This window comes from Paraburkholderia sp. CNPSo 3272, assembly GCF_024206495.1.
Taxonomy (GTDB): Bacteria; Pseudomonadota; Gammaproteobacteria; order Burkholderiales; family Burkholderiaceae; genus Paraburkholderia.
On record NZ_JAMBPQ010000004.1, the window covers coordinates 353,031 to 373,409 of the forward strand.

Genomic DNA, 20,379 nt, shown 5'->3' on the forward strand with positions numbered 1-20,379 from the left:
CGAATAGCGCGCCGCGCACGACATCGGTCGCAGATCTTGGCGAGGAGGTAGCATGGATATCTATAGCAGCTTCGCGACCCGCTTCGAAAAAACGCGAGAGGAGGAGTTCTCGCTCGAGGAGTATCTCGCGCTCTGCAAGGAAGATCCCAATGCGTACGCCACGGCTGGCGAACGCATGCTGACGGCAATCGGCGAACCCGAACAGATCGACACCCGCAACGATCCGCGTCTGTCGCGCATCTTTGCGAACAAGGTCATCAAGGTGTATCCCGCATTCCGCGAGTTCTATGGCATGGAAGACGTGATCGAGCAGGTCGTCGCGTACTTCCGCCATGCGGCGCAAGGACTCGAAGAGAAGAAGCAGATTCTCTATCTGCTCGGTCCGGTGGGCGGCGGCAAGTCCTCCATCGCCGAGCGGCTGAAGCAGCTCATGGAGCGCGTGCCGTTCTACTCGATCAAGGGCTCGCCCGTGAACGAGTCTCCGCTCGGGCTGTTCGACTACGACGAAGATGGCCCGATACTCGAAGAGCAATACGGCATACCGCGCCGTTACCTTCGCAGCATCCTGAGCCCGTGGGCCGTGAAGCGCCTGCACGAATACAACGGCGACATCCGCAAGTTCCGCGTGGTGCGCCGCTTCCCGTCCATCCTGCGCCAGATCGGCATCGCGAAGACCGAACCTGGCGACGAGAACAATCAGGACATCTCGTCGCTCGTCGGCAAGGTGGACATCCGCAAGCTCGAGCAATATGCCCAGGACGACGCCGACGCGTACAGCTACTCGGGCGGCCTGTGTCTCGCGAATCAGGGGCTGCTCGAATTCGTCGAAATGTTCAAGGCGCCGATCAAGGTGCTGCACCCGCTGCTCACGGCCACCCAGGAAGGCAACTTCAAGGGCACCGAAGGATTCGGGGCGATTCCGTTCAACGGCATCATCCTCGCGCACTCGAACGAGTCGGAGTGGAAGGCGTTTCGCAACAACCGCAACAACGAGGCACTGCTCGATCGTATCTTCGTGGTGAAGGTGCCGTACTGCCTGCGCTACTCGGAAGAGATGAAGATCTACGAGAAGCTGTTGCGCAATTCGTCGCTGGCCGAGGCCGTGTGCGCGCCGGGCACGCTGAAGATGATGGCGCAGATGTCCGTGCTCACGCGCTTGCAGGAGCCGGAGAACTCCAGTCTCTTTTCGAAGATGCAGGTGTACGACGGTGAAAACCTCAAGGACACCGATCCAAAAGCGAAGTCGTACCAGGAGTATCGCGACTTCGCGGGCGTCGACGAAGGGATGAACGGGGTCTCGACGCGCTTCGCGTTCAAGATTCTCTCGCGCGTGTTCAACTTCGACTCGACCGAAGTGGCCGCGAATCCGGTGCACCTCATGTATGTGCTCGAACAGCAGATCGAGCGCGAGCAGTTCCCGCCGGAAACCGAGCAGAAGTATCTGTCGTTCGTGAAGGACGTGCTGGCTTCGCGCTACGCGGAGTTCATCGGCAAGGAGATTCAGACCGCTTATCTCGAGTCGTATTCCGAATACGGGCAGAACATCTTCGACCGCTATGTCACCTACGCCGACTTCTGGATTCAGGATCAGGAGTTCCGCGACCACGATACGGGCGAAAGCTTCGATCGCGCGGCGTTGAATGCCGAGCTCGAGAAGATCGAGAAGCCAGCGGGCATCAGCAACCCGAAGGACTTCCGCAACGAGATCGTGAATTTCGTGCTGCGCGCGCGTGCGGCCAACGCCGGCAAGAACCCGGCCTGGATCAGCTACGAGAAGCTGCGCGTGGTGATCGAAAAGAAAATGTTTTCGAACACGGAAGAACTTTTGCCGGTTATCTCGTTCAATGCGAAAGGATCGGCGGAAGAGCAGCGCAAGCACGAAGACTTCGTCAACCGCATGGTGGCGAAGGGCTATACGCCGAAGCAGGTCCGGTTGCTCTGCGACTGGTATCTGCGGGTGCGCAAGTCGTCGTGAACGAAGAGGCTTTACCGTCCGAGTGCGCTGCCGCAGTTTTGCGGCGGCGCAAAAGGACCCCCGGCGGGGCGCAGGCGGCGTGGCCATGAGCGGGTGAACGCGGCACGCACAATGGCAGACGCGGCAATGAACACTGCGCACCTCGCCCATTCGCAACTGGAGCGGGAGACTGGATGTGCTTCATCAAATCATCGACCGCAGGCTAGCCGGAAAGAACAAGAGCATTGCTAACCGCGAGCGCTTTTTGCGCCGCGTGAAGAACTATATTCGTCACGCCGTTTCGGAAGCGGTGCGTGACCGCAGCATCAGGGACATACAAAGCAACCAGAGCATTACCATTCCGCGCAAGGACATCGCGGAGCCGTCGTTCCGGCACGGCGCCGGCGGCAAGCGCGAAATGGTTCACCCAGGCAACGAGGACTACATTCGCGGCGACCGCATTCCGCGCCCACAGGGCGGCGGCGGCGGTGGCGGCAGCCAGGCGAGCAACGAGGGCGAAGGTCAGGACGACTTCGTGTTCGAACTCTCCCGCGAAGAATTCATGCAGTACTTCTTCGACGACCTCGAACTGCCCCGCCTCGTCAAAACCCATCTAATGGCAGTGCCCACGTGGAAGAGCATCCGCGCGGGCTGGGCGGCCGAAGGCACGCCGAACAACATCGACGTCGTGAGATCGTTGCGCAGCGCGCTCGGCCGTCGCATCGCGCTCGGCGCGCCGCTCGTCAACGAACTGCACGAACTCGAGGAACAGCTCGAAGCGCTCAAGGCCGACCCGGCCGACCGGCGCGAAGAGATCGCAGTGCTCGAAGAGCAGATTCATCACCTGCGCGGGCGCATCTGGCGCATTCCGTTCATCGACCCGTTCGATCTGCGTTACGTGAATCGCGTGAAGCAGCCGCAACCGTCGAGCCAGGCCGTGATGTTCTGCCTGATGGACGTATCGGGGTCGATGGACGAGCAGCGCAAGGATTTGTCCAAGCGCTTCTTCATCCTCCTGTACCTGTTCCTCAAGCGCAATTACGAAAAGATCGAGGTGGTCTTCATTCGCCACCATACGCGCGCCGAGGAAGTGGACGAGGACACCTTCTTTCATTCCACCGAAAGCGGCGGCACGGTCGTGTCGAGCGCACTGGAGCTGATGAAAAAAGTGATCGAGGACCGTTATTCGCCAAGCGACTGGAATATCTACGGCGCACAGGCTTCGGACGGCGACAATTGGACTGACGATTCGCCCAAATGCCGCAAGATTCTCGCGGATGACATCCTGCCTCAGGTGCGCTATTTTGCGTATATTCAGGTGACGCCGGAGGAGCAGAACCTCTGGCTCGAATACGCGCAGCTCGCACTCACCGAACCGCATCTGGCGATGAAAAAAGTCGACACCGCGGCGGACATCTACCCGGTGTTCCGGGAGCTTTTCGAAAAGCAGGTGGAGCACTCATGACGACACGCCACCTGCACAATGAGGCGCGCGGCTACCAGCCGGAGCGCCGGAAGACGAGCGGCCACAAAAAAGGGCATCATGGCGATAACGGTGACGAGCGCAAGCCCGGCCACCACGAAGACGCCGAAGCGCCCGGACATGCCGCCGGGGCTGCTCACCACAAGGAGCATGGGCTCGCCCAGCAAAGGGAAGTGCAAATGAACGTAGCCGACAAACGGCCGTTGCCGTGCCCCTCCGACTGGACCTTCGAACTCATCGAGGAGTACGACACACACATCTCGCATGTTGCAGAGCAGTACGAACTGGATGTTTATCCGATCCAGCTAGAACTGATCAGCGCCGAGCAGATGATGGACGCCTACGCGTCCGTTGGCATGCCGGTGAACTATCGCCACTGGTCGTTCGGCAAGCACTTTCTCTCCACGGAAAAGAGCTATCGCCGCGGGCAGATGGGCCTCGCCTACGAGATCGTCATCAACTCCAACCCCTGCATCGCCTATCTCATGGAAGAGAACACCATGACGATGCAGGCGCTCGTGATCGCGCACGCCGCGTATGGGCACAACTCGTTCTTCAAGGGCAACTATCTGTTCCGTCTGTGGACGGACGCGCACGCCATTATCGACTACCTCGTCTACGCGAAGAATTACATCGCCGAATGCGAGGAGCGTTATGGTCTCGACCGCGTGGAAGAGTTGCTCGACTCGTGTCACGCGCTCATGAATTACGGCGTGGACCGCTATAAACGTCCGCAAAAGCTGTCGCTCGAGCGCGAGGCCGCATTGCGCCGGGAACGCGAGGCTTATCTGCAGTCCCAGGTCAATGAGCTATGGCGTACGCTGCCCAAGCAGCAAATGCCCGTTGCCGAGGAGATCGACGAGCGCTTTCCGCCGGAGCCGCAGGAAAACCTGCTGTATTTCGCCGAAAAGAACTCGCCGCTGCTCGAACCGTGGGAACGCGAAGTCATACGCATCGTGCGCAAGATCGGGCAGTACTTCTATCCGCAGCGGCAAACCCAGGTCATGAACGAAGGCTGGGCCACGTTCTGGCATTACACGTTGCTCAACACGCTTTATACGCAGGGCAAGCTCGAAGACGGCTTCATGATGGAGTTCCTGCATTCGCACAGCAACGTGATCTATCAGCCGCCGGTGACGAAGCCGTATTACAGCGGCATCAATCCGTATGCGCTCGGCTTTTCGATGATGAGCGACATTCGCCGCATCTGCGAGAACCCCACGGAGGAGGACCGCAAGTGGTTCCCCGAGCTGGCCGGCAGTCCATGGCTGAAGGCGCTGCACTACGCCATGCGCAACTTCAAGGATGAGAGCTTCGTGGCGCAATATCTCTCGCCGCATCTGATCCGCGAAATGCGGCTCTTCTCGGTGCTCGACGACGACATGCGCGACGCACTGGAAGTCTCGGCCATCCACGACGAAAGCGGCTACCAGTACGTGCGCCAGGCACTCTCGCGTCAGTACGACATGCATCATCGCGAGCCGAATATCCAGGTGTGGTCGGTGAATACGCGCGGCGACCGCAGTCTCACGCTGCGTCATTTCATGAGCGACAATCGCCACCTTTCGGGCGACACCGACGAAGTGCTGCGCCACATGGCGCGCCTCTGGCAGTTCGACGTGTTCCTCGAAAGCGTGGATGAGAACGGCACGGTCCGAAAACGCTATGAATGCCGTTACGTGCCGCCACCGATTCGGGTGTAGCCGTCGCGCTGCGTGACGCGACTGAGCATATCAGTCATGAGGCCAGCCTGCGGGCTGGCCTCTTTCATTGATGCGCGGGCAACGACGTTGCAATCGAATGCGTTCTGGAACGCCCGCGCGCGCTAACATACAGCGCCCGTGACCCCGCAGCTAAAAACACCGCACATAAAGGCGGATTTCGAAAGGATGGCGTAATGGCGTTTGAACTGTTTCGCGGCGTGCGGCCGCTTTCTCGCGCGTCTGCATTGCGCGATGCGCTCGCCGGCGTGCAACTCGCCTCGATGAACGTGCCGCAATTGCTTGGCTATGCGCGCATCGCTGGCATGCCCGCCGTAACCGGCCTGTACACCGGCTTCCTGCCGCTCGTTGCGTTCGCACTCTTTGGCGCGTCGCGTCATCTCGTTGTCGCCGCCGATTCCGCTACGGCCACGATTTTCGCGAGCCGTCTTACGACAATGGCAGCGCCTTCGAGCGCCGAGTATGTCGCGCTCGCGGGCATGACCGCCTTGCTCACGGCCGTGATGTTGTTGATCGCGCGCATGTTTCGTCTCGGCTTTCTGGCGGACTTTCTCTCGCGCACCGTCCTCGCCGGTTTTCTCACGGGCGTGGGTGTGCAGGTGGGCGTGGCGATGCTCGGCGACATGCTTGGCATCACTGTCAATTCACGCCGCACTGTCCTGCAGATCAAGCAGATCGTGACGCAACTCGGCGCGATACACTGGCCGACGCTTGCCATCGCCGTGGTCGTCGTAGCGGCGATCCTGGTCTTCAAGACGTTCCGGCCGCGCTGGCCGGTGCCGCTCGTCGCCGTGGCGGGGAGCATCGCCGCGAGCGCCATGCTGAACTTCGCGGGCCATGGCATTTCGGTGATCGGCCCCGTACAGGGCGGCTTGCCGCGCCTGAGCTTTCCCGCGGTGGGCTGGTTCCAGATGATCGATCTGCTGCAGGTGGCGGCGTCGTGCTTCGTCATCATCGTCGCGCAGAGCGCCGCCACGAGCCGCGCGTTTGCCGAGCGCTACGGCGAGCGCACCGACGAAGACACTAATCTGCTCGGCCTCGCGGCAGCCAATGCGGCGGCCTCGATGAGCGGCGCGTTCGTCGTAAACGGCAGCCTCACGCAGACCGCCATGGCCGATCAGGCCGGCGCGCGCAGCCAGTTCGCACAGCTCGTGTTCGCGGGCGTCGTGCTCGTGGTGCTGTTGTTCTTCAGCCGCCTGCTGCAATATCTGCCGCACTGCGTGCTGGCCGCGATCGTCTTCACGATTGCGGTGGGACTGGTGAACATTCGCCAACTGATCGACATTCGCCGCGAAAGTCCCGGTGAATTCCGGCTCGCGGTGACGACCGCGCTCGCCGTCGTCGTGATCGGCGTGGAGAACGGTATCCTCATCGCGATCGGCCTGTCGTTGCTGCGCCACGTGCGCCATAGCTACCGGCCGCACACCATGGTGCTCGTGCCGAACAACGAGGGGCACTGGCTGCCCGAACCCGCGCAAGCGGGGCAGCTCACGGCGCCGGGACTGATTGTCTATCGGTTCGGTGCGGACTTGTTCTATGCGAACGACCACCTGTTCGTCGACGAGCTGCGCATGTTGATCGATCGGGCGCCGTCGCCCGTGCACTGCGTGGTCGTCGATGCGGGGGCGATTACCGATCTGGACTATTCCGCGGGGCGCGCCGTGATCGACCTTTGCGCGGAACTCGCGGAGCGCGGCGTGAAGGTGATTTTCGGCCGCGTGAACCGCTATCTGCTTTCGGATATGGCTCGGCACGGCATCACGGCCGTGGTGGGCCGTGCGAACATCTTCCCGACCCTGCATGAAGCGCTCGCGGCGGTGCGTCCCGAACTGGCGTCGCGCTCAGATGCCTGACTCCGTGTAGCCATGCTACAAGGCAAAAGGGCGTGTAGTGCGGCAAACGGGTGAAGCGGCTACATAAAAACGTCCAGAAAAACCCCGATTGCCCGTTGGAATTCGCCGCTGCTATTGTGCCCCTCAAGCGCTGTGGAAGCGCTTCCACTCCAACCCGATCCGGCTACCCCGAACCCCGGTGATTTCCGCGCAGGAGGCTTCGTGACTCAGGACACCGCATTGCCGCATTCCGCCGCCGCAGTTGCCGACGATCCGTTCACTCCGCCCGCCAGCTCCGCCCTGTGGCGCAGCGACTTCCTCCTGGGCGCGGCCACGGCTTCGTACCAGATCGAAGGCGCGATCCACGAGGACGGGCGCCTGCCGTCGATCTGGGACACCTTCAGCGCCACGCCGGGCAAGGTGCTCGCGGGCGACACGGGCGCCGTGGCCTGCGACCACTATCACCGCTGGGAGGCCGATCTCGATCTGCTCGAAAGCCTGAACTTCGAGGCCTATCGCTTTTCCATCGCATGGCCGCGCGTGATGGACGAGGCGGGCCGGCCCAATGCCAAAGGCATCGCGTTCTACAAGCGTCTGCTGGAGCGGCTGAGGGAGAAGGGCGTGCGCGCCTTTGCCACGCTCTACCATTGGGACCTGCCGCAGCATCTGGAAGATCGCGGTGGCTGGCTCAACCGCGACACCGCCTATCGCTTCGCCGACTACGCGGACCTCATGAGCCGCGAACTGTCCGGCCTCGTCGACGCATGGATGACGCTCAACGAGCCATGGTGCTCGGCGTACCTCGGCTACGGCAACGGCCATCATGCGCCGGGCCTCGCGAACGGCCGCTACGCCACCCAGGCCATGCATCATCTGCTGCTCGGGCACGGCCTCGCCACCGGCGTCCTGCGCGCGAACGATCCTGGCTCGACCAAGGGCATCGTGGCCAACGTGGGGCGCGGCACGCCCGACTCCTCGTCTGCGGAAGACGTGCGCGCCGCGCGCCGCTTCGAGGTGCAGCACAACGCGTGGATTCTCGATCCGCTGCTCGAGGGCGCGTATCCCGAAGAACTCTTCGAGCTCTGGCCCGGCACCGAGCCGCTCGTGCTCGAAGGCGACATGAAGACGATCTCGGCGCCGCTCGATTTCCTCGGCATCAACTACTATTTCCGCACCAATGTGAAGAGCGACGGCGCTCACGGCTTCGTCGAAGTGCCGCTGAAGGACGTCGAGCGCACGCAGATGGGGTGGGAAGTTCACCCCGACGGTCTGCGCGACCTGCTGATCGGTTTCGGCCGCACCTACGAGAACCTGCCGCCGATCTACATCACCGAGAACGGCATGGCTTCGGACGACCGCGTGAGCGGCGGCAAGGTCAACGACACGCAGCGCATCTCGTTTCTCAAGCGCCATCTCGCTGCCGTGGACGCTGCGATCAAGGCCGGTGTGGATGTGCGCGGCTATTTCGTCTGGTCGCTGCTCGACAACTTCGAATGGGCGTTCGGCTATGAGCGGCGCTTTGGCGTCGTGCATGTCGATTACGAGACGCAGGTTCGCACGCCCAAGCGCAGCGCGGAACTCATTGCGCATTTCATCGCGCAGCGGCGCGCGCTTGACGGCGCTTGATGGCAGATCAAGGGCGCTTGACAGGGTCACCGAGCAAGGGCAACAACTAGCGTGACAACCACGGCAGGGCATGCGACGCTCGGGCATGCCGTACGACGCGCCGTGGCCGACGAAACTTCCAATCCAAAAGCTTTTGCAGACCAACCCGGAGCAACCGGAGCCCTGCATGGGCCCGACGCCGGTGCCGAAAGCACTGACGCCAGGCGACAGCTGAAGCGCCAACTCCGGATCTACAGGAGACGCAATGAAGCACAACGCACCCGTTCTGCGCGGCATCGTCGCCGCTCTCGCGCTGGCCGGCGCGCTCGCGGCCCACGCCGCGCAGCCGCTCAACGCAAACGTAATTCACTGGTGGACGTCGGGCGGCGAGTCGGCCGCGATCAAGCAGTTCGCGCTTGCCTACGATCAGGCGGGTGGGAAGTGGGTGGACAACGCGATCGCCGGCGGGGACCAGGCGCGCGCAACGGCAATCAACCGAATCGTGGGCGGCGATCCGCCCACCGCCGCGCAGTTCAATACGTCCACGCAGTTTCACGACCTCATCGACCAGGGACTCCTTAACAATGTCGATGCGGTCGCAACGAAGGAGAACTGGAGCGGCATCTTTCCTGAATCGATTCTCACGGCGATCAAGGTCAAAGGGCACTACTATGCCGCGCCCGTGAATATCCACATGCAGGACTGGTTCTTCTATTCGAAGCCCGCGTTCGCCAAGGCCGGGATCAAGAGCGAACCGCAGAATTTCGACGAACTCTTCGCCGATCTCGACAAGCTAAAGTCGGCTGGCCTGATTGCGCTCGCGCTGGGCGGCCAGGCCTGGCAGGAGAAGATCACCTTCGACGCCATCTTCGCCGACATGGACCGCGACCTCTACATGAAGGTCTACCGCGACCGCGACGCGAACGCCGTGAATTCGCCGGCGTTCCGTAACGTGCTCACGACCTTCAAGCGGCTGCATAATTACGTGGATCCGGGCTCGCCCGGCCGCAACTGGAACGACGCCACGGCGCTCGTGATTTCCGGCAAGGCGGGCATGCAGATCATGGGCGACTGGGCCAAGGGCGAGTTCTCGGCCGCGAACCAGGTGGCGGGCAAGGACTTCGGATGCTTCCCCGGCTTCCCGAAGTCGCCGTACATGATCGCCGGCGACGTGTTCGTGTTCCCGAAGACCGACAACCCCGAGCAGGTCAAGGCGCAGCAACTGCTCGCCACGGTGATGACGTCGCCTGCCGCGCAGGTCGCGTTCAACCAGAAGAAGGGCTCGATTCCGATTCGCCCGGACGTGGACACCTCGGGCTTCGACATCTGCGCGAAGGAGGGCATGACGATCATGAAGGACAAGCCGCGGCAACTGCCGAACCCGGAAATGCTGATTCCGCCTGATGTCCAGGGCGCGCTCCAGGACGTCATCACGAACTTCTGGAACAAGAACCAGTCGGCCGAAGACGCGCAGAAGGCCTTCGCCACGGCAATCCAGAGCTGAGCGCAACCATGTACGCCGCCAAGCTGCACCCGGCCAAACGCCAAGCGGGGCAAGTGCGCAGCGCGCGCCCCGCGCGGCGGCGGATCTCGCTCGCCGCCTGGATCGCGCTCGCGCCGATGGCGGCGACGGTCCTGTTCGCGTATCTCGGCACCATGTTGTGGACAGCGCGCGTCTCGCTCAGCCTCTCGCGCTCGCTGCCCACCAACACTTTCGCGGGCGTGACGCAGTACGTGCGGCTCTTCCAGAACGACCGCTGGATCCTGTCGCTGCAGAATCTCGTGATCTACGGTGTTTGCTTCATCGCGGCATGCCTCGTGATCGGGCTGCTGCTCGCGATCTTCATCGACCAGCGCGTCGTGGCGGAAGGCGCGCTGCGCACGGTGTTTCTCTATCCCTATGCGATGTCGTTCGTCGCAACGGGCCTCGTCTGGCAGTGGATCCTCAACCCCGAACTCGGCGTGCAGGCCGTGCTGCGGCACATGGGATTCGAGCACGCGCGTTTCGACTGGATAGTGACGCAGCGCTTCGCGATCTACACGCTCGTGATCGCCACGGTGTGGCAGGCCTCGGGCCTCGTGATGGCGCTGATGCTCGCGGGCCTGCGCGGCATCGACGACGAAATATGGAAGGCCGCGCGCCTCGACGGCATTCCTCGCTGGCGCGTGTACGCGAGCATCGTCGTGCCGATGCTCAAGGCCTCGCTCTCCACGGCATTCGTGCTGCTCTTCGTGATGGTCGTGAAGCTCTACGACGCCGTGGTCGCGATGACCCAGGGCGGCCCCGGCACCGCGAGCGAGGTGCCCGCGAAATTCATCATGGATTACCTGTTCAATCGCGCGAACATCGGGCTCGCATCGGCCGCGTCGATCGTGCTGCTCGCTACCGTCCTCGCGATTCTTGCGCCATTCTTCTACGCGCGCAGCCGCGCGGCGCTCAAAGGAGACCGGGCATGAGCACGCCTTTGGCCGATTCGCTGCGGCCCGCGCCCGCTCCGGCGCGTGCCGCACACAAGCGGCGTAAGCCGCGCAGCCGCTTAACGCCCGCGCGGCTCGGCGTATATGCGTTTCTGTTCACCGCGGCGCTGTTCTTCCTGCTGCCGCTCTATGTGATGCTGGTGACTTCGGTCAAGCCGATGACCGAGATCCGCCTCGGTCATCTGCTCGCGCTGCCGCTGCATTTCACGCTCTCGCCGTGGCGCGACGCGTGGTCCTCCGCGTGCACGGGTCTCGACTGCGGCGGCATCCGCGTGGGCTTCTGGAATTCGGTGCGCATCGTCGTGCCGAGCACGGTTATTTCTATCGCCGTGGGCGCCGTGAACGGTTACGCGCTGTCATTCTGGCGGCCGCGCGGCGCGGGCGTGCTGTTCGGCATTCTGCTCGCGGGCGCGTTCATTCCCGTGCAGGTGATGGTGTACCCGCTCGTGCGCGTGCTCGCCTTCGTGCATCTGTTCAGTTCGCTGCCGGGCATCGTGGTGATACACACGATCTTCGGCATGCCGGTCATGACGCTCCTGTTCCGCAACTACTATGCGTCGTTGCCCCAGGAGCTGTTCAAGGCCGCGCGCATCGACGGCGGCGGGTTCTGGCGCATCTTCCTGCAGCTCATGCTACCGATGTCGGTGCCGATCATCGTCGTGGCGATCATCATGCAGGTCACCGGCATCTGGAACGACTACATTCTCGGCCTCGTGTTCGCGGGCACGAAAAACCTCCCGATGACGGTGCAGTTGAACAACATCATCAACACGACGACCGGCGAGCGTATCTACAACGTCAACATGGCCGCGACGATCCTCACGTCGGCCGTGCCACTCGCGATCTACTTCATTTCGGGGCGCTGGTTCGTGCGCGGCATCGCCTCGGGCGCGGTGAAAGGCTAGGAGCAGGGCATGGGCAATCTCACGAACGTTTCCGTACGCAACCTGCGCATCGACCTCGGCGCGAACACGGTGATCGACGAACTCGATCTCGACGTGCGCGCAGGCGAGTTCGTCGTGCTGCTCGGGCCTTCGGGCTGCGGCAAATCCACCTTGCTGCACAGCATCGCGGGCCTGGTCGACGTGACCGACGGCAGCATCGAGATCGGCGGCGAGGACATGACCTGGGCCGACCCGAAGGATCGGGGCGTGGCGCTCGTGTTCCAGTCGTACGCGCTCTACCCGACCATGAACGTGGAGCGCAATCTCTCGTTCGCACTGCGTATCAATGGCACACCGAAGGCGGAGATCGACCGCCGCGTGAAGCGCGCCGCCGACATGCTGCAGCTCGGGCCGCTGCTTTCGCGCAAACCCGCGCAGCTCTCGGGCGGCCAGCGCCAGCGCGTGGCGATCGGGCGGGCACTCGTGCGCGAGGCCGACGTGTTCCTGTTCGATGAGCCGCTCTCCAACCTCGACGCCAAATTGCGCACCGAATTGCGCCGCGAACTGAAGCAGCTGCATCAGCAACTCGGCGCGACGATGATCTACGTGACGCACGACCAGGTCGAGGCGATGACGCTCGCCACGCGCATGGCGGTGATGAAGGGCGGGGCGATCCAGCAGTTCGGCACGCCGGCCGAAGTCTACGCGCGCCCCGAGAACCTGTTCGTCGCGACCTTCCTCGGCGCGCCGCCGATGAACCTGCTGCGTGGCAGGCTCGAAGCCGACGAAGGCCGGCTGCGCTTTCGCGGGCCAGGCCTCGACGTGGATGTGTCGGCTTACGCGTTCAAGGGCGCGCCGGATCCGACGCGCCCCTGCGTCCTCGGCGTGCGCCCGGAAGACGTGCGCGCAGGTGGTGCAGTGCGCCCTCATGAAACGACGTGGGACGGCCGCTTGACGCTCGTGGAGCCGATGGGCAATCATCGGGTCCTGTGGATCGAGCATCAGGGAGGGCAGATCGCATCGATCGATCAGGACAAGACGCCGTTGGCGAGTGGGGCGGCGGTGCCGTTCTCCGTCGACGGTGCGCATGTTTCGCTGTTCGACGAAGAAACCGGCGCACGGATTTGATGAATACAACCGACAAAGACAGAGAGACCAGGAACGTGGCGACCCTGAAAGACGTGGCGGCGCTGGCCGGCGTGGGCCTTTCGACGGCTTCGCGGGCGATATCGGGCAACGGTCCGGTCTCGGCGGAAGCAGCCGCGCGCGTACAGGCTGCGATCGAGCAGCTCAACTTCCGGCCTTCGTCCATCGGCCGGGCGATGGCCACGAAGTCGCTCGGCATCATCGGTATCTTCGTACCGACGTTTTTCGGCTCGTACTACGGCACCATCCTGAAGGAAACCGATACGCAGTTGCGCGCCGTGCGGCGCCATGTGGTGGTCGCTACCGGTTGCGGCGAAGCTTCGCCGCGCGAGCAGGCCATCGAGGCCGTGCGCTTTCTGATCGGCCGCGATTGCGACGGCGTCGTGGTCATCAGCCACGATCTGTACGACGACGACCTCCAGATGCTGCACGCCATGCACCCGCGCATGGCCTTCCTGAACCGCTCATTCGATCAGTTGCCCGAAGCATCGTTTTGCGCCGATCACTTTCACGGCGGCGAGATGGCCGCCCGCACGCTCATCGAGCACGGCCATCGCGAGCTTGCTGTGATCGGCGGCCCGTCCACGTCATCGGACAATGCCGCGCGTCTGCATGGATTTTTCGCCGAACTGGCGCGTCACGGCATCGAGCGCCGGACTGTGCCGCATATCGTCTCGGACTTCTCGCCCGAAGGCGGCTATGTGGCGGCCGGGACGCTTCTCGAGCGCAGACACCGCTTCACCGGGCTTTTCTGCGCGAACGACACGATGGCCATGAGTGCGCTCGCGCGCCTGCAGCAGGCAGGCTTGCGCGTGCCCCACGACGTTTCGGTGATCGGCTACGACGACGATTATTCAGCGGCCTACATGGCGCCCGCGCTGACCTCGGTGCACATTCCCACCGCGGAGCTCACGCGCAATGCGGTGCGCTGGCTCATCAACCAGTGCTACGGCACACAGTGGCCGATCGAGCGCACCTTCCCCGTGAGTGTGACGATGCGCGATTCGGTGGTCCGGGCGAAGTAACGTACGCGTTGCGTGCAACGAGCCACAGCGGTGGAGGCGAAGGTTAGGTCGGGGGAGCCGCACCTGGGAGGCGGCAAGTCGCGTAAAATCGAGCCCATTCCCAATCCCCACGTTTTCCATTCATGCCCGCGCAAGACCCGGCTGGTACGGTCAAGAAAGAAGAGGGCGTCGCTGTCATCGACCGCGCGTGTGCCATCCTGTTCGCGTTTCGACCCGGAGACAGTGCGCTCACGCTCGCCGAACTCGCGGCGCGCACGGGCCTCTATAAAAGTACGTTGCTGCGGCTGGCCGGTGCGCTGATTCAGCATCGCCTGCTGCTGCGCCTTGACGACGGCCGCTACCAGCTCGGTCCCGCCACGTTTGCGCTGGGCGCGCTCTATCAGCGCAGTCTCAACATGGGCGACATTCTGCTGCCGCTCATGCGTGAACTGGCCGCGGCGAGCGGCGAGAGCGTTTCGTTCTACGTGCGCGACAACGCGGTGCGCGTGTGCCTGCATCGCGTCGACTCCCATCATGTGGTGCGCCACCATGTGCGCGAGGGCGACGTGCTGCCGCTAGAAAGCGGATCTGGCGGCCGCGCGCTGCTGGCATTCGGCGGCGAGCCGGGCGAGCCGTTCGAGACTATTCGCCACGACTTCTACTGCATCTCGATCGGTGAACGCGACCGCGAAACCGCCGGCGTGTCCATGCCCGTGTTCGGTGTTCACGATACCTTGCGTGGCGTGCTCACGCTCGCCGGGCCGAGTTCGCGTATCGACGGGGCGTTCGTCGAGCGCCATCTCGACGCGCTGTTCGGCTGCGCGATACGCGCTACCGACGCGCTCGGCGGCGACTCGCTCGCGCTGCGCGCCGCCCAACGTGCGCACGCCGCGCGCGCACGTCAGGACGCCTGAAGCCACGCTTGGCCCGCGCCGTTTGCACGCGTCGCTTTCACGGAGCGTTGATCAGGACTGCTCCAGGTGTCGTTCCGGTGCGCCAGTATAGGCGTATGGGATCTGGCGCGGCATGGGCCCCTTGTTACGCTCGCCGCGCCCGCGTTGCTCCCACGCATGCGCGAGGATGCCCACCGCACGCGAGAGGCAGAACACGCCGCGCGCCAGTTCGGGCGCAAAGCCCAGTTCGGCGTAGATAACGGCCGTAACGCCGTCAATGTTCATCGGCACGGGCCGGTCCTTGCGCTTTTTCAGCAGCGCTTCGATGCCACGCGCAATCGCGGCATAGCGGCCCTCGATGGTGCCGGACGCCACACGTGCATCGACGAGCGCGAGCAGCCGTCCGGCACGTGGATCGACCGGATGAAAGCGATGACCGAAGCCTGGCAGATACTTGCCGTGACTGGCGATGAACTCGTCCACACCGGCTTCGACCGCCGCTTCGAATGGGGCCCCTGCCACAATGCGCGCGGCGATGTCGGCATACAGTTCGACCGCCTGCTGGCCGGCGCCGCCGTGCACATCGTCAAGCGCGTTGAGCGCCGAGGCCATTGCCCCGTTGATCGGCAAGCCGCAGCTCGTGGCCATGCGCGAGATCGCGATCGAAGGCGCGTGTGGTCCGTGGTCGACCGAGGCCACGAGCGCCGCTTCGAGCAGCGTGGCCTCTTCGTCGCCGGGCAGCTCGCCGCGCAGCATCAGCCAGATCATCTGCGGGAAACTCACGTTGCCGATCAGCTCCTGGATCGGATAACCGCGCACCTTGATGGAGCCCGGATGTATGTCGATGATCGAGGTGCTCCAGTAGTCGGCGCAAAGCTCGGCGAGATCGGGCGTGGCTGTGTTCGTCGTTGGGTTCGTCGTCGGCATGTCAGATCACTCCGTCATCGTGAAGGGCGGCGATTTGGGCGGCTTCGTAACCGAGTGTTGCGAGCGTTTCGCGCGTGTGGGCGCCAAGAACCGGGGCGGGCGTGGCGGGTGCGGCATCGGCATCGGCGAGCCGCAGGCCCGCGCGCGTCACGCGTTGCGCGGCTTCGCCCTGTGCCGGTTCGAACTCGCGGATGAAGCGCCGTTCGGCCAGATGCGGATGCGCGAGGATTTCGGGCACCGAGAGCACGCGGCCCACAGGCACGCCGCGCTCGAGCAGGCGCGCTTCCCAGTTGGCCGCGCTGTCGGCGGCGAGCGCGGATTCGATCTCGTCCTTTAGCGCATCGCGATGCTGCTTGCGCGAATGGCGCGCGGAGAAGCGCTCGTCGCGCGGCAGGTCGGGGCGGCCGATCACCTCGCACAGGCTTTCGAACTGGCGCGTTTCGTTTGCCGCAATATTGAGCAGGCCGGCGCCGGTGCGGAAGGAGCCCGAGGGCGCGGCCGTGAAATTCTCGTTGCCCATCGGCGCGGGCTCGACGCCGGCGTTCAGGTAGTTCGACACGACCCAGCCCATGGTCGCGAGCGTGGCTTCAAGCATCGAAACGTCGAGGCGCCGCCCGCGACCGCTCGTGCGCGCGTCGACGAGCGCGGCGCAAATGCCGAACGCGGCGGTGAGGCCGCCCACCGTATCGGAGACAGGATAGCCCACGCGCAGCGGCGCGCTATGCGCGTCGCCCGTCACGCTCATCACGCCGGACATGCCCTGAATGATCTGGTCATACGCCGGGCGGCGCGAGAGCTCGCCTTCGTCGCCGAAACCGGAGATGGCACAGTAGACCAGCGCAGGGTTCACTTTGGATAACTGATCGTATCCGAGTTCGAGGCGGTCCATCACGCCAGGCCGGAAGTTTTCGACGAGCACGTCGGCGTGGCGTACCAGATCGAGCAAAATGGCCTTCCCGCGCGGGTCTTTCAGGTTCAGCGTGATCGAGCGCTTGCCCGCATTCACGGCCACGAACGACGCGCCCATATTGCGCGCCGCGGCGTCCTTGTCGGCACCGAGACGCCGCGCAAGGTCACCGCCTTCAGGATGCTCGACCTTGGTGACTTCGGCGCCAAAGAGCGCGAGTTGATAGGCGCAGAACGGACCCGCGAGCACATTCGACAGATCCAGGACGCGCACGCCGGCTAACGGGAGCATGGTTACCGCCTCGTATTGAATAAATTAGCGGGAGATGTCGTCGAGCGCGCGATTCTTCGTGCGCGGCCCGAAGATGCCGATGGCCGCCATCACCACGATCATCGCGCCGGTGATCAGCGCGAAAACGCCTGGCACGCCGAAGTGGCGCAGCGCGAACGCGATCATGAAGCCCGAGAACATCGCGGAGAGGCGCGACATCGAATAAACGAAGCCAACGGCCGTGGCGCGCATGCGCGTGGGGAACAGTTCGACCTGGTACGCGTGATAGCCGACCGAGAGGAGAGTGCCGCCCAGTGTGATGAGCACGCCGAGGAACATAAGCATGCCTGCCGAAGTCTGCATGGCGAACAGCGTGCCGCAGACGGCGATGGCGAGCGCCGAGAGCACGACGAGCGTCTTGCGCTCGATGCGGTCGGCAATCGCCATGCCGAGCAGCGGACCGAACGGATTCGACGCGGCGATCACGAAAGAGTAGAGCAGGCTGTGCGTGACCGTGACGCCCTTGGAAACGAGCAGCGTCGGCACCCACGAGGCGAAGCCGTAGAAGCCGATGGCCTGAAACAGATTGAAGACGAGCAGGGTGATCGTGCGGCGACGGTAAGGCGGCTGCCAGATTTCCGCGAAACGCGCCTTGGCCAGCGTTTCGTCGCTGACCGATTCGACGACTGGCGCGGGCAGCATGCGCCCGTACTGCGCCTCGATCTTCGCTTCGAGCCTTGCGAGAATGCGCGCGGCTTCCTCGGTGCGGCCGCGCTGGGCGAGCCAGCGCGCGCTTTCGGGCACGCGGCGGCGGATCGCCCAGGCGATGAGTGCGCCGAACGCGCCGAACATCACGACCCAACGCCAGCCGTCGAAGCCGAGCGGCGCGCGCGGCACGAACCACCACGCGAGCAATGCGACGGCCGGCACGGCCGTGTACTGCACCAGATGCACGAACGCGAACGCGCGGCCTCGCATATGCTTTGGCACGAGTTCGCTCACGTAGGTGTCGATGGTGACGAGTTCGACGCCCACGCCAATGCCCGCGATGAGGCGCCACAGGTTGATGCCGGGCGCGCCTGTCTGTAGCGCCATGACGCAGGTCGCCACCGAGTACCAGAGCAGCGATGCGGTGAACAGCGTGCGGCGGCCATAGCGGTCCGCGAGACCGGTCAGGCAGAACGTGCCGATGAAGAGCCCCGCGAACGACGCCGCGACGAAGGCGCCGAGACCCGAGAAGCCAAAGAACGAAGCCGTGGTGGTCGAGTAAAGGCCGCTTTTCACGAGGCCCGGCCCGACATAGGCCGTAAAAAACAGATCGTAGAACTCGAACCAGCCGCCCAGCGAAAGCAGGAGCACGAGCGTCCAGATGGCGCGCGTGGCCGGCAGGCGGTCAATGCGCGCGTTGATCTCGGCCGCACTGACTGGCGTGGCGGCATGGTCCCGGAGCGACGTGTGTGTCGCTCCGATTGGCAAGCTGGACATCGGAACCTCCTGAGCGCTTCGTTTATCTGTCTGCTCGTTCTATTTGCCAGAACGGCGTTCTACAAGATGGTTCGATGATACTGCGGGCCGGGAAGCCGGCTGACCAGGGCTTTCACTGAGTCCGGACGTTGGGGGCAGAAGGCGGCGTGCGCCTTGCGGACAGCTACCGGGTATGTCGTGTGCTAATCGCCGGTCGTTTTATATGGATGCACAGTCAGGAGACGTCTTGAAGAAGAAAGTCCTTGCTGGAGTTCCTGCCGCGCTCGCCTTGTCGTTTGGCGCCGCTATCGCGCTCTGCGGATGTGCGCATCCGGAGAGCGAAGGGCACACACAAGCTCAATCGAATGTGCCATCGCCGCTCACCGATCTCGCCAACAACGAGGGTACTGCCGCCGCGAACGCGCCGCAGCCAGCCGTCGATCAGCAGGCGCTCGACGCACTCAATGCCATGGGCGCTTATCTGCGCACGTTGCACAAGTTCGAGGTCACCGCGGACACGTCGACCGACGTCGTGCTCGACGACGGCCAGAACGCCGCGCTGCTGCGCCATACGGTACTCAAGATCAAGCGGCCCGACCGACTTCGCGCCGACATCACGGGCAACGGCAACGTGCGCGGACTGGTCTATGACGGCCGCGAGTTCATGACGTTCAACGAAAAGAAAGGCTATTACACGCGCAATGCCGCGCCACCGACGCTCGATGGCCTCGTACGCGAACTCGCGAATAGCTGGCGTATCGAAGCGCCGCTCGCGGAGCTTTTCTACTGGGGCAACGGCAAGGACGACAACGCGGCGATCTCGGCGGCGCAGGTGCTCGGCGTTGAGAAAGTCGATACGCGCTGGTGCACGCATTACGCGTTTCAGCAGCGAGGCGCCGACTGGGAAATGTGGATCGAGCAGGGACGGCGGCCGCTGCCGTGCCGCTTGGTCGTTACCGACACGACCCAGCCTTCGAGGCCGCGCCATGAAGTGACGTACCGCTGGAATCTGGCGCCGTCGTTCGTCGCATCGACATTTGCGTTGCATCCGAATCCCGGTGCGAAGCAAATCGAACTGGAGCCGGCTGCCGTGCGGCCTTCGTTCGAGGAGGCTCGATGACCGGCTGCGTAAGCGATCGTCCCGATGCTTGCGGGCTATCGGGACAGAAGTGCAGACGGGCGGGAAGCCTTGCCAGGCGGGGGCGCCCGTCGATTTTTCTTATTTAACATAAGATAAATTATCGCACTTTTTAATTGTACGGGCTAAGTTGTAGTGTCCGCTTTTAGCCAAGTTCAGATGTCCGCTTTTTGGACGATCGTAAGCTAACAGATCGCTGGGAATCCAGTGTTTGGGAGCTTTAATGGCGGCAACAGAACGGATAACAATGACGATGCGCGAGCTGGACAGATTGAAGCTCATTCAGGACGTGGTGGACGCACGGCTCAAGCCGCTGCGCGCAGCGCAGCGGCTTGGGCTGACGACCCGGCAGATTCGCCGGCTGGTTGGCCGGTTTCGTGAGCACGGGCCGCAAGGCCTCGTGTCGCGGCGACGCTCGCGGCCCAGCAACAACCGGCTAGACCGCGTAACGGCAGACCGGGCGCTATCGATTGTCCGTGAGCGTTACGCCGATTTCGGGCCCACGCTGGCCTGCGAGAAGCTCCGGGAATGCCACGGCATCCAGCTGGCGAAGGAGACGTTGCGCAAACTCATGATGGACGCAGGACTATGGGTTGCGCGCCGGCAGCGGCCGCCGAAGATCTATCAGCCGCGCGCACGGCGTACGTGCCTGGGCGAGCTCATCCAGATCGAC

General features: G+C 63.6%; 16 protein-coding genes. 13 read left to right on the plus strand and 3 right to left on the minus strand.

Annotated features, from left to right (window positions below; translation table 11 throughout):
• Nucleotides 1-52 precede the first annotated feature (52 nt).
• From M3I53_RS07845 to M3I53_RS07895, 11 genes are all read left to right on the plus strand, one after another.
• Nucleotides 53-1,975: a PrkA family serine protein kinase gene (locus M3I53_RS07845; RefSeq protein WP_069265701.1), complete on the plus strand. Its 1,923-nt coding sequence runs from the start codon at nt 53-55 to the stop codon at nt 1,973-1,975.
• A 175-nt stretch (nt 1,976-2,150) separates the two neighbouring features.
• On the plus strand, nt 2,151-3,419 hold the full coding sequence (locus tag M3I53_RS07850) for a YeaH/YhbH family protein (protein ID WP_254315373.1): 1,269 nt from the start codon (nt 2,151-2,153) through the stop codon (nt 3,417-3,419).
• Nucleotides 3,416-5,140, plus strand: coding sequence for a SpoVR family protein (locus M3I53_RS07855; protein ID WP_254315374.1), 1,725 nt, complete (start codon nt 3,416-3,418; stop codon nt 5,138-5,140). The genes M3I53_RS07850 and M3I53_RS07855 overlap by 4 nt, the downstream gene beginning before the upstream one ends.
• A gap of 194 nt (nt 5,141-5,334) precedes the next feature.
• Nucleotides 5,335-7,011 (plus strand): SulP family inorganic anion transporter, encoded by a 1,677-nt coding sequence (locus tag M3I53_RS07860; RefSeq protein ID WP_254315375.1) that lies wholly within the window; start codon nt 5,335-5,337, stop codon nt 7,009-7,011.
• A gap of 201 nt (nt 7,012-7,212) precedes the next feature.
• Entirely contained in the window at nt 7,213-8,616 is a 1,404-nt protein-coding gene (locus tag M3I53_RS07865) for a GH1 family beta-glucosidase (RefSeq protein ID WP_254315376.1), read from the plus strand.
• Nucleotides 8,617-8,860: 244 nt separating this feature from the next.
• On the plus strand, nt 8,861-10,099 hold the full coding sequence (locus M3I53_RS07870; protein ID WP_254315377.1) for an ABC transporter substrate-binding protein: 1,239 nt from the start codon (nt 8,861-8,863) through the stop codon (nt 10,097-10,099).
• Between the two features lie 8 nt (nt 10,100-10,107).
• Nucleotides 10,108-11,052, plus strand: coding sequence for a carbohydrate ABC transporter permease (locus M3I53_RS07875; protein WP_254315378.1), 945 nt, complete (start codon nt 10,108-10,110; stop codon nt 11,050-11,052).
• Nucleotides 11,049-11,978, plus strand: coding sequence for a carbohydrate ABC transporter permease (locus tag M3I53_RS07880; protein ID WP_254315379.1), 930 nt, complete (start codon nt 11,049-11,051; stop codon nt 11,976-11,978). The genes M3I53_RS07875 and M3I53_RS07880 overlap by 4 nt, the downstream gene beginning before the upstream one ends.
• 9 nt (nt 11,979-11,987) lie before the next feature.
• On the plus strand, nt 11,988-13,085 hold the full coding sequence (locus M3I53_RS07885; protein ID WP_254315380.1) for an ABC transporter ATP-binding protein: 1,098 nt from the start codon (nt 11,988-11,990) through the stop codon (nt 13,083-13,085).
• Nucleotides 13,086-13,120: 35 nt separating this feature from the next.
• A complete protein-coding gene (locus tag M3I53_RS07890; protein WP_254315381.1) occupies nt 13,121-14,128 on the plus strand; it encodes a substrate-binding domain-containing protein in 1,008 nt (335 codons plus the stop codon).
• Nucleotides 14,129-14,250: 122 nt separating this feature from the next.
• Complete coding sequence (locus tag M3I53_RS07895; RefSeq protein ID WP_254315382.1) at nt 14,251-15,021, plus strand: IclR family transcriptional regulator; 771 nt, start codon at nt 14,251-14,253, stop codon at nt 15,019-15,021.
• Between the two features lie 51 nt (nt 15,022-15,072).
• Here the strand turns inward: M3I53_RS07895 and M3I53_RS07900 are convergent, their stop codons facing one another.
• From M3I53_RS07900 to M3I53_RS07910, 3 genes are read right to left on the minus strand one after another with little or no spacing between them, the layout of a single operon-like run.
• Entirely contained in the window at nt 15,073-15,927 is an 855-nt protein-coding gene (locus M3I53_RS07900; RefSeq protein ID WP_254315383.1) for a citryl-CoA lyase, read from the minus strand.
• A gap of 1 nt (nt 15,928) precedes the next feature.
• On the minus strand, nt 15,929-17,125 hold the full coding sequence (locus tag M3I53_RS07905; protein WP_254315384.1) for a CaiB/BaiF CoA-transferase family protein: 1,197 nt from the start codon (nt 17,123-17,125) through the stop codon (nt 15,929-15,931).
• Between the two features lie 24 nt (nt 17,126-17,149).
• The gene (locus M3I53_RS07910) at nt 17,150-18,589 is read right to left on the minus strand and encodes an MFS transporter (RefSeq protein ID WP_254315385.1); all 1,440 of its coding nucleotides are present in this window, start codon (nt 18,587-18,589) and stop codon (nt 17,150-17,152) included.
• Between the two features lie 226 nt (nt 18,590-18,815).
• Here M3I53_RS07910 and M3I53_RS07915 point away from each other — a divergent pair, with 226 nt between their 5' ends.
• A complete protein-coding gene (locus M3I53_RS07915) occupies nt 18,816-19,688 on the plus strand; it encodes a DUF2092 domain-containing protein (protein WP_254315386.1) in 873 nt (290 codons plus the stop codon).
• A gap of 241 nt (nt 19,689-19,929) precedes the next feature.
• Nucleotides 19,930-20,379 (plus strand): helix-turn-helix domain-containing protein (locus tag M3I53_RS07920; protein ID WP_254315387.1); only part of this gene is annotated, 450 nt, incomplete at its 3' end.